Origin of the sequence: Vogesella indigofera (genome assembly GCF_028548395.1) — a bacterium.
GTDB lineage: Bacteria > Pseudomonadota > Gammaproteobacteria > Burkholderiales > Chromobacteriaceae > Vogesella > Vogesella indigofera_A.
Window position 1 is genome coordinate 105,459 of the sequence record NZ_JAQQLA010000010.1, and the last position, 9,354, is coordinate 114,812.

The 9,354-nt window shown below is 63.9% G+C and carries 11 protein-coding genes; all 11 read left to right on the forward strand.

Annotated features, from left to right (window positions below; all coding sequences use genetic code 11):
* Positions 1-5 precede the first annotated feature (5 nt).
* Positions 6-407 (forward strand): phosphoribosyl-AMP cyclohydrolase, encoded by a 402-nt coding sequence (hisI, locus tag PQU89_RS15300; RefSeq protein ID WP_272766574.1) that lies wholly within the window; start codon positions 6-8, stop codon positions 405-407.
* A 93-nt stretch (positions 408-500) separates the two neighbouring features.
* Entirely contained in the window at positions 501-830 is a 330-nt protein-coding gene (locus tag PQU89_RS15305) for a phosphoribosyl-ATP diphosphatase (protein ID WP_047968117.1), read from the forward strand.
* An 18-nt stretch (positions 831-848) separates the two neighbouring features.
* Positions 849-1,169, forward strand: coding sequence for a histidine triad nucleotide-binding protein (locus PQU89_RS15310; protein ID WP_272766575.1), 321 nt, complete (start codon positions 849-851; stop codon positions 1,167-1,169).
* A gap of 42 nt (positions 1,170-1,211) precedes the next feature.
* Positions 1,212-1,412 (forward strand): Sec-independent protein translocase subunit TatA, encoded by a 201-nt coding sequence (tatA, locus tag PQU89_RS15315; protein WP_189375102.1) that lies wholly within the window; start codon positions 1,212-1,214, stop codon positions 1,410-1,412.
* Positions 1,413-1,417: 5 nt separating this feature from the next.
* On the forward strand, positions 1,418-1,900 hold the full coding sequence (tatB, locus tag PQU89_RS15320; protein ID WP_272766576.1) for a Sec-independent protein translocase protein TatB: 483 nt from the start codon (positions 1,418-1,420) through the stop codon (positions 1,898-1,900).
* Positions 1,897-2,628, forward strand: a complete 732-nt coding sequence (gene tatC / locus PQU89_RS15325; RefSeq protein WP_255909344.1) for a twin-arginine translocase subunit TatC — start codon at positions 1,897-1,899, stop codon at positions 2,626-2,628. Before tatB ends, tatC begins: the two co-directional genes overlap by 4 nt.
* Positions 2,621-2,971 (forward strand): DUF2069 domain-containing protein, encoded by a 351-nt coding sequence (locus PQU89_RS15330; protein ID WP_272766577.1) that lies wholly within the window; start codon positions 2,621-2,623, stop codon positions 2,969-2,971. Before tatC ends, PQU89_RS15330 begins: the two co-directional genes overlap by 8 nt.
* A gap of 215 nt (positions 2,972-3,186) precedes the next feature.
* Positions 3,187-5,355 (forward strand): type I secretion system permease/ATPase, encoded by a 2,169-nt coding sequence (locus PQU89_RS15335; protein ID WP_047968111.1) that lies wholly within the window; start codon positions 3,187-3,189, stop codon positions 5,353-5,355.
* Positions 5,352-6,749, forward strand: coding sequence for an HlyD family type I secretion periplasmic adaptor subunit (locus tag PQU89_RS15340; protein WP_272766578.1), 1,398 nt, complete (start codon positions 5,352-5,354; stop codon positions 6,747-6,749). Before PQU89_RS15335 ends, PQU89_RS15340 begins: the two co-directional genes overlap by 4 nt.
* Before the next feature lies 1 nt (position 6,750).
* Entirely contained in the window at positions 6,751-7,350 is a 600-nt protein-coding gene (locus tag PQU89_RS15345) for a LuxR C-terminal-related transcriptional regulator (RefSeq protein ID WP_272766579.1), read from the forward strand.
* A 99-nt stretch (positions 7,351-7,449) separates the two neighbouring features.
* Positions 7,450-9,354, forward strand: a 1,905-nt coding sequence (locus tag PQU89_RS15350; protein WP_272766580.1) for a retention module-containing protein, incomplete at its 3' end; no start/stop codon positions are given.

Here is a 9,354-nt window from a genome sequence, read left to right on the forward strand (position 1 = left end):
CCGCAATGACTGCTCTGAACTGGCTGGATGAAGTGAAGTGGGACGACAAGGGGCTGGTGGTCGCCATCGCCCAGGATGCCAACACGGGTCGCGTGCTGATGGTCGCCTACATGAACCGCGAGTCGCTGCAGCTGACCGCCGAAACCGGCATCGCCCACTACTGGACGCGCTCGCGCCAGAAACTGTGGAAAAAGGGCGAGGAGTCCGGCCACCTGCAAACGGTGAAAGAACTGCGCCTCGACTGCGATGGCGACGTGATCACCATGCAGATCGAACAGGCCGGCGGCATCGCCTGCCACACCGGCCGCGAAAGCTGCTTCTATCGCGTGCTGCGCGACGGCGAGTGGCAGGTCACCGACGCGGTGCTCAAGGATCCGCACGCCATCTACGGCGCGCATCAGCACTGAGCCGCAGGGCAAGGGTTGCCCCTCTACGCCTTGTTATCGAATTGTCACAGAATCGACATATACTGGCCGCGCTGACGGTTTGAAAGGATGCACATGATTGCCGCTGACGTATTACAGCACATTGGTGACACGCTGGAAGCCCGCAAGGAATCCAGCCCCAGCTCGTCCTACGTGGCCTCGCTGTTCCACAAGGGCGAGGATGCGATCCTGAAGAAAGTGGCGGAAGAAGCAGCCGAGGTGCTGATGGCGTCCAAGGACAAGGACCGCCTGCATCTGGTGCGCGAAGTGGCCGACCTGTGGTTCCACACCATGGTGCTGCTGGCGCATCACGGCCTGCGCCCGGAAGACGTACTGGTGGAGCTGAAGCGCCGCGAGGGCATCTCCGGCCTCGACGAGAAAGCCGCGCGCAACCCGCAGTCCTGAGGCGGAGAGAGAGTAGACATGAGCGATTGTATTTTCTGTAAGATTGCGGCCGGCGACATCCCGGCCAACAAGGTATACGAAGACGACGATGTGGTGGCCTTCCACGACATCAAGCCGGCCGGCGATGTGCACTTCCTGCTGGTGCCGAAACGGCACGTCGAGTCGCTGGCGCACTGCAGCGCCGACGACGCGGCGATGCTGGGCAAGCTGATGCTGCTGGTGCCGAAGCTGGCCGCCGGGCAGGGTCTGGCCGGCGGCTTCAAGACTGCGATCAACACCGGGCGCGGTGGCGGCCAGGAAGTGTTTCACCTGCACGTACACGTCTACGGCAACAAATAACCATGCGACGCAGTGCGTCCGTTCAACATTGAGGTAGTGGTCATGGGTTCTTTTAGCATCTGGCACTGGCTGATCGTTTTGTTGGTGGTGGTACTGGTCTTCGGTACCAAGAAATTGCGCAATATCGGCCAGGACCTGGGCGGCGCCGTCAAGGGCTTCAAGGAAGGCATGAAGGGCGAGGAAGGCGACAAGCCGGAGCAGGGCGGCCGCGTGATTGATGTCGACCAAGACAACAAGAAGTAAGCCGCGTGTTTGATATCAGCTTCGGTGAACTGCTGATTGTCGGCCTGGTGGCCCTGATCGTTCTGGGGCCGGAACGGTTGCCGACCGTCGCCCGTACCATCGGTGCGCTGGTCGGCCGCGCGCAGCGCTTTGTCGCCAGCGTCAAGTCCGACATCCATCAGCACAGCCAGATGGCCGGTTTCGACGACCTGAAGCAGGACGTGCAGCAGGCGGCCGACGCCTTCCGCAGCCAGATCGAGAGCGAAGTCGCCGGCGTGCGCGAGCTGTCGCAGCAGATCGGGCAGACGGCGCAGGCGGTGGAGCAGGAGGCCGGCCAGCTGTTGGACGAGGCGGCACGCCAGATCGCCCCGCTGGCCGAACCTGCGGCCGACAGCAACGGTGCGACTGCCGTGCCGGCCGCGGTGGCGGACGATAATCAGCTGGATCTTTTCGAGGCGGCGCCGTCTGCGGCACCGCCGGACAACCCTGTGGTCAAAGTGCGCGAATGAGCGATCAACAACCTTTGCTCGCGCACCTGATCGAGCTGCGCAGCCGTGTGGTGCGCATTACGCTTGGCATCGTGGTGTGCTTCCTGGCGCTGTTCCACTGGTCCGGCGACATCTACCACCTGCTGGCCAAGCCGATGCTGGACGTGCTGCCGGCCGGCACCAACATGATTGCCACCGACGTGACCGCGCCGTTCTTCGTGCCGGTCAAGGTCACCATGCTGGTCGCCTTCCTGCTGTCGCTGCCCAATACCATGTACCAGATCTGGGCCTTTGTCGCGCCCGGGCTGTACAACCACGAGAAGCGGCTGGTGCTGCCGCTGGTGATCTCCAGCGTGCTGCTGTTCTTTGTCGGCATGGCCTTTGCCTACTTCGCGGTGTTCCCGGTGGTGTTCGGCTTCATGAGCGCGGTGACGCCGGAAGGCGTGTCGATGATGACCGACATCGACAAATACCTGTCCTTCGTGCTCGGCATGTTTGTCGCCTTCGGTGTGACCTTCGAAGTGCCGATCGTGGTGATCGTGCTGCATCGCATGGGTGTGGTCAGCCTGGCGCAGCTGCGCGAAGGCCGCCCCTACGTCATTGTCGGTGCCTTCGTCATCGCCGCGGTGGTGACACCGCCGGATGTGCTGTCGCAGATCATGATGGCGGTGCCGCTGTGGCTGCTGTACGAAGCCGGCATCCTGATGGCGGTGCTGACCGGCCGCCAGACGGAGGTGAGCCATGACTAATGCCCGCCTGTTCCACTGGGGTGCGGTCTGCAGCCTGATCGCGCTGATCCTGCTCAGTCTGGCGTGGGAGCTGGTGCTGGCGCCGCTGCGTCCCGGCGGCTCCTTCCTGGTGCTGAAGGCGGTGCTGCTGCTGCTGCCGCTGATGGGGGTGCTGCGCCAGCGTGTCTACACCTACCAGTGGTCCAGCATGTTCATTCTCGCCTTCTTTGCCGAAGGCGTGATGCGCGCTTGGTCGGATAGCGGACTGTCGCAAACGCTGGCCTTGTTCGAGGTGCTGCTGACGGTGTGCTACTTCGCCAGTGTCGTGCTTTTTGTCAGGGCGATCCGTTTACAGCAGCCCTGAACCGGGTTTTGTGCAGCAAAAAGCCAGCTTCCTGTAAGCTGGCTTTTGTTATTGGCGCCGCGTATGGTGCTCAATTGAAATCATTTGTTTATAATCAATCAAAAGATATTTGCAAGTTGGCCATGCCGTGCTAATAATGATGCCGCTTGCCAATGCCGGCCGCAGCTTTCGTTGCCCACGAAGACCCAAAGGCGATGCCTTGACAAAGACCGCATATGAATAATCAGGAACACAAAGGCGCACAGGCGGATATTTCGCAACGTGCCACCCATCTGGATCCCTTGCTGGACTGCCTGTTCGAACTGACACGGCAGCACGGCATCACCACCACCCGCGACTCGCTGATTGCCGGCATCCCGCTGGAAGAACAGCGGCTGACCCCGGCGATGTTCTCGCGCGCGGCGCGGCGCGCCGGCCTGGTGTCGCGGGTATTGCGCAAGCCGCTGCACGAGCTGCCGGCGGCGCTGTTGCCGGCGGTGCTGCTGCTCAACGGCAACGACGCCTGCCTGCTGCGCGAGATCGACGCCGACGGTAACTACTACATTAGCCCGGCCGAGTTGCCGGAAGCGGTGCAGGTGCTGAGCGGCAGCGAGCTGGCCGCGCGCTACAGCGGGCTGGCCATCGTGGTCAAGCCGCGCTTCCGCTTCGACAAGCGGGTGCCGGAGCTGAACAAGGCACGTACCCAGCACTGGTTCTGGCACGCCATCCTGCAGGGGCGTCCGCTGTACCGCGACGCGCTGATCGCCGCTTTCTTCGTCAACGTGTTCGCACTGGTGTTTCCGCTGTTCTCGATGAACGTGTACGACCGCGTGGTGCCCAATATGGCGTTTGACACGCTGTGGGTGCTGGGGCTGGGCGTACTGCTGATCCTGGTATTCGATTTCATCCTCAAGCTGACCCGCGGCTACCTGATCGACCTGGCCAGTAAGCGGGTGGACGTGATGCTGTCGGCACTGATCATGGAGCGCGTGCTCGGCATCCGCATGGAGGCGCGACCGGCCTCGGTCGGTGCCTTTGCGGCCAACCTTCGCGCCTTCGAGACGGTACGCGACTTCATCGCCTCCGCCACGGTGACCACGCTGGTGGACGTGCCGTTCGCGTTGCTGTTCGTGTTCGTGATCTTCTGGATCTCGCCGTGGATGGTGTTGCCGCCGCTGGTGGCGATCCTGCTGATGCTGCTGCTGGCGTTCACGGTACAGGGGCAGATGCAGGAGCTGACCGAGACCACCTTCCGCGCCTCGTCGCAGCGCAACGCCCACCTGGTGGAAAGCCTGGTCGGCCTGGAAACCATCAAGACCCTCGGCGCCGAAGGCGTGCTGCAGGGGCGCTGGGAGAAGGCGACGCTGTTCCTGGCGCAGGTCGGCAGCCGCCTCAAGTTCCTGTCGGCGGTGACCATGAACTTCGCCGGTTTCATCCAGCAGCTGATGTCGGTGTCGATCATCATCATCGGTGTCTACCTGATCAAGGAGGGGCTGTCGTCGGTCGGCGGCCTGATCGCCTGCACCATGCTGGCCGGTCGCGCCATTGCGCCGATGGGCGCGGTGGCCGGACTGATGACGCAGTTCAACAACGCCAAGTCGTCGCTGGACTCGCTGGAAGGGCTGATGAAAATGCCGGTGGAGCGCGAAGAGGAAGCCACCTTCTTCCACCGTACCCACTTCAACGGCGACATCGAGTTCTCCAACGTATCGTTCACCTATCCCAACAGCCCGCTTGGCGCGCTGCACAATGTGTCGTTCCGTATCCGGGCCGGCGAGAAGGTGGCCATCCTCGGCCGTGTCGGCTCCGGCAAGTCCACCATCCAGAAGCTGATCATGGGCCTGTACCAGCCGCAGCAGGGTTCGACCCGCATTGACGGTGTCGACCTGCGCCAGATCGATCCGGCCGAGTTGCGCCGCAACGTCGGCTACGTGTCGCAGGAGCCGGTACTGTTCTACGGCACGCTGCGCCAGAACATCAGCATGGGCCAGCCGCACGTACACGATGCCAGTATCGCCGCCGCCGCGGATCTGGCCGGGCTGAGCGAGTTCGTCAACAGCCATCCGGAAGGCTTCGACATGGTGATCGGCGAGCGCGGCGAATCGCTGTCCGGCGGCCAGCGCAAGGCGATCACCATCGCCCGCGCGCTGCTGAACGCCCCGCCGATCATGCTGCTGGACGAACCGACCAGCAATATGGACCACAGTACCGAGGCGGCGATGAAACGTACCTTCGAGAAAATCATGCCGGGCAAGACCATGGTGCTGGTGACGCACCACACCGCGCTGCTGGATCTGGCGGATCGCATCATCGTGATCGACCAGGGCCGCATCCTGGCGGATGGTCCGAAGGCAGAGGTGGTCCAGGCCCTGCAACAAGGCAAGATCGGAAGGGCACAAGTATGAAAAAACTGATCAACAAACTGTGGCAAACGTCGCAGGCCAAGCGCAGCCCGCTGGTGCGCCGCGTGCTGGACTGGACCACGGCGGAAGACCTGCAGGACCGCCAGGATTTTGCTGCCGACGCCGAGTGGGCGATTCTGGAGCAGAATCCGCAGCGGCCGCGCATGTTTATCTGGGTGATCGGCCTGTTCCTGGTGTCGGCGGTGCTGTGGTCGGCGTTCGCCACGCTCGACGAAGTGGCGCGCGGCGAGGGCAAGGTGGTACCGACCAGCCAGATCCAGCATCTGCAGAGCCTGGATGGCGGCGTGGTGTCGAAGATCCTGGTGAAAGAGGGCGATATCGTCGAACGCGGCCAACTGTTGCTGCAGGTCGACAACACCCGCTTCGTGTCCTCGCTCAACGAAAACCAGTCGCAGGTGCTGTCGCTGCAGGCCAAGGCCTCGCGGCTGCGGGCCCTGGCAGAAGGCAAGCCGTTCTCGCTGCCGCCGGAAGTGACCAGCCAGGCGCCGGAAATCGCGCGTCAGGAAATGGATCTCTACCAGTCCAAACGCATGGAGCTGGACGCCAACGTTTCCATCGCCCGCCAGCAGCTGGCGCAGCGGACCGAAGAGCTGAACGAGGCGCGCGCGCGGCGCGAACAGGCCAACCAGGGGCTGGAACTGACCATGCGCGAGTTGACGGTGACGCGGCCGCTGCTGAAGTCCGGTGCGGTGTCCGAGGTCGACGTGTTGCGGCTGGAGCGTGATGTGTCGCGCTATCGCGGCGAACGCGACATGTCCAATGCGCAGGTGCCGAAGATCCAGTCCGCGATCAGCGAGGCTAACCGCAAGATCCAGGAGGTGGAGCTGGCGTTCCGCAACCAGGCCAGTACCGAGCTGTCGGAAACGCTGGCCAAGCTGAGCACGCTCGGCGCCGGCAGTGCCGCGCTGCAGGACAAGGTCAACCTCACCGAGGTCCGCTCGCCGGTGCGCGGTGAGGTCAAGCGCCTGCTGGTCAACACCGTCGGTGGCGTGGTCCAGCCGGGCCGCGACATTCTCGAGATCGTGCCGCTGGACGATTCGCTGCTGATCGAGGCCAAGGTCTCTCCGCGCGATATCGCCTTCCTGCATCCGGGGCAGCCGGTGTTTGTCCGTTTTACCGCCTATGACTCCACTATCTACGGCGGCCTCAAGGGCAAGCTGCATCAGATTGGTGCCGACTCCATCACCGACGACAAGGGCAACACCTACTACGTGGTCAAGGTCAAGACCGATGCCGCGCACCTGAGCGAGAAGAAACTGCCGATCATCCCCGGCATGGTGGCGGAAGTCGACATCATCACCGGGCACAAGAGCGTGCTGAACTACCTTCTGAAACCGGTATTACGTGCCAAAGCACAAGCCCTGAGCGAACGCTGACATGCCGACACTACTCATCACCAGCAGTCCCTCATTGAAGGACCACTTGCAAGCCGCTCTCGATCGCGAGCTGGAAGTGTACGACGCCTTGTCGGCCCTGGCCGAGCAGCCGCAGCGCTGCGCCCAGGGGGTGGTGTGGGTGGATGCCGACAATCAGGATGAGGCGCTGCTGGCGCGGCTGTGCCGCGGCGATTTCGGCCGTGCCCGCGTGATCGTGCTGAGCAGCACGCCGTCCGACCGCCAGGCGGTGCAGTGGCTGGGGGCGGGGGCGGCCGGTTACCTCAACGCCTTCTCGCAGCCGGAAACGCTGCAGCAGGTCAGCGCGGTGGTGGCGGCGGATGGCATCTGGGTCGGTGTCGGCCTGATGCAGCAATTGTGCGCCCGTTTCGGCCAGGTCGCCCGCACCGACAGCCCGCTGCTGGCACAGCTGACCGAGCGCGAACGCGAAGTGGTCGGCCACCTGCGCGAGGGCAAGAGCAACAAGCAGATCGCCCGCGACATGGACATCTCCGAACGCACGGTCAAGGCCCACCTCACCGCCATTTTCGGCAAGCTGGGGGTGCCGGACCGGGTGCAACTGCTGCTGAAACTGTCCAGCTGACGCGTACTGCCCTTTAGTACAACTCCCTTCAGTACCATAGCCGCCCCCCACGCTCGCCTCTACAACTAGAGAATCAATAACGAGTGTGGGGGTTTTATCATGGCTACCGCTACCAACATTGCCCAAGGCAGGGTCGTCGCCATCATCGGCAAGATCATCGCCATCGCGCCGGACGGCAGCGAGCGCATCCTGAAACTGGGCGACATCGTAGCCACCGGCGACCGCCTGATCATCCCCGCCGACGGCGTGATCGAGCTGCAGTCGGCCAGCGGTAATATCGTGCGTATCGCCGAAGCCCGCGACCTCACCATCACCGATGATGTGTTCAACACCGCCTCCGGTGACGCCAGCGATGCGGCCATCGCCACGCTCAGTCCGGAAGCCGAACAGGCACTGGCGGCACTGGAACGCGGCCAGGATCCGTTGCAAGAGCTGGAAGCCACCGCAGCCGGCCTGGCGGCGGGGGGCGGCGAAGACGGCGGCAACTCCTTCACCCGCATCGGCCGCGTGGCCGAGGGCATCAGCCCGCTGTCGCTGGACAACGGGCTCGACAGCGGCAACCCGCCACTGCAACAGGCCTCGCTTGGTGACGCCGTGCTCATCCCGGCAACCCCGAGCATTCAGGTGGGCCAGCCGGGCATTGCGACCGGTGATGTCACCGTTGAAGAGGGTCTGGATGCCGTGTTCGGTGTCAGCATCACCGCTGCCGCTGCCGGCAGCAGCCTGGTGTTGGTCTTCGGCAATGGCTCTGCCCTGTCGCCGGCCGACTACGCCGCCACGACTTTCCAGTACAGTACCGACGGCGGGGTCAGCTGGAATGACTACACCGGCGCCATCGCGATCAACGCCGGCGCCAGCCAGTTGCTGGTGCGCACCAGCACCGTCGACGACAGCGTGGATGAGGCCAACGAGAACTTCACCCTGAGCGCCACGCTGAGCAGTGGCGGTGCCAGCTACAGCGACAGTGCGGTGGCCACCATCGTCGACAATGACGTGCCGACCATTCGTTTTGGCAATCCGGAGGCGGAAAGCGGCGATATCACCGTGCCGGAAGGCAATCCGGCGACCTTTGAACTGCACGTCACCGGCGCCGCCGCCGGCAGCACGCTGCAGCTGACCCTGGCCGACGGCACCGCGCTGAGCCCGGCGGACTACGCTTCCGGCAACTTCCAGTACAGCACCGACAATGGCGTCAGCTGGACGACCTACAGTGGCGCCATCACGTTGGCCGCAGGCGATAGCGACCTGTTGATCCGCACCACCACGGTCGGTGACAGCGTCGACGAGGCGAACGAAACCTTCACCCTCGGCGCCACGCTGAACAGCAACGGCAGCAGCTACGGCGACAGCGCCATCGCCACCATCGTCGACGACGACATCCCGAGCATCTTCTTCGGCGAGAGCGACACCGCCAGCGGCGACATCCTGGTGCCGGAAGGCGACCCGGCCACCTTTGAACTGCACGTAACCGCCGCCGCCGCCGGCAGCACGCTGCAGCTGACCCTGGCCGACGGCACCGCGCTGAGCCCTGACGACTACGCCGCCGGTACCTTCGAGTACAGTACTGACAACGGTGTCAGCTGGAGCAGCTACAGTGGCGCCATCACGCTGGCCGCCGGTGACACCGATCTGCTGATCCGTACCACCACGGTCGGTGACAGCGTTGACGAAGCGAACGAAACCTTCACCCTCGGTGCCACGCTGAGCAGCAACGGCAGCAGCTATGGCGACAGTGCCACCGCCACCATCGTCGATGACGACATCCCCACCATCTTCTTCGGCGAGAGCGACACCGCCAGCGGCGACATCACCGTGCCGGAAGGCGAGCCGGCCACCTTCGAGCTGCACGTTACCGGGGCCGCCGTCGGTAGCACACTGCAACTGACCCTGGCCGACGGCACCGCGCTGAGCCCGGCGGACTACGCTTCCGGCAACTTCCAGTACAGCACCGACAATGGCGTCAGCTGGACGACCTACAGTGGCGCCATCACGTTGGCCGCAGGC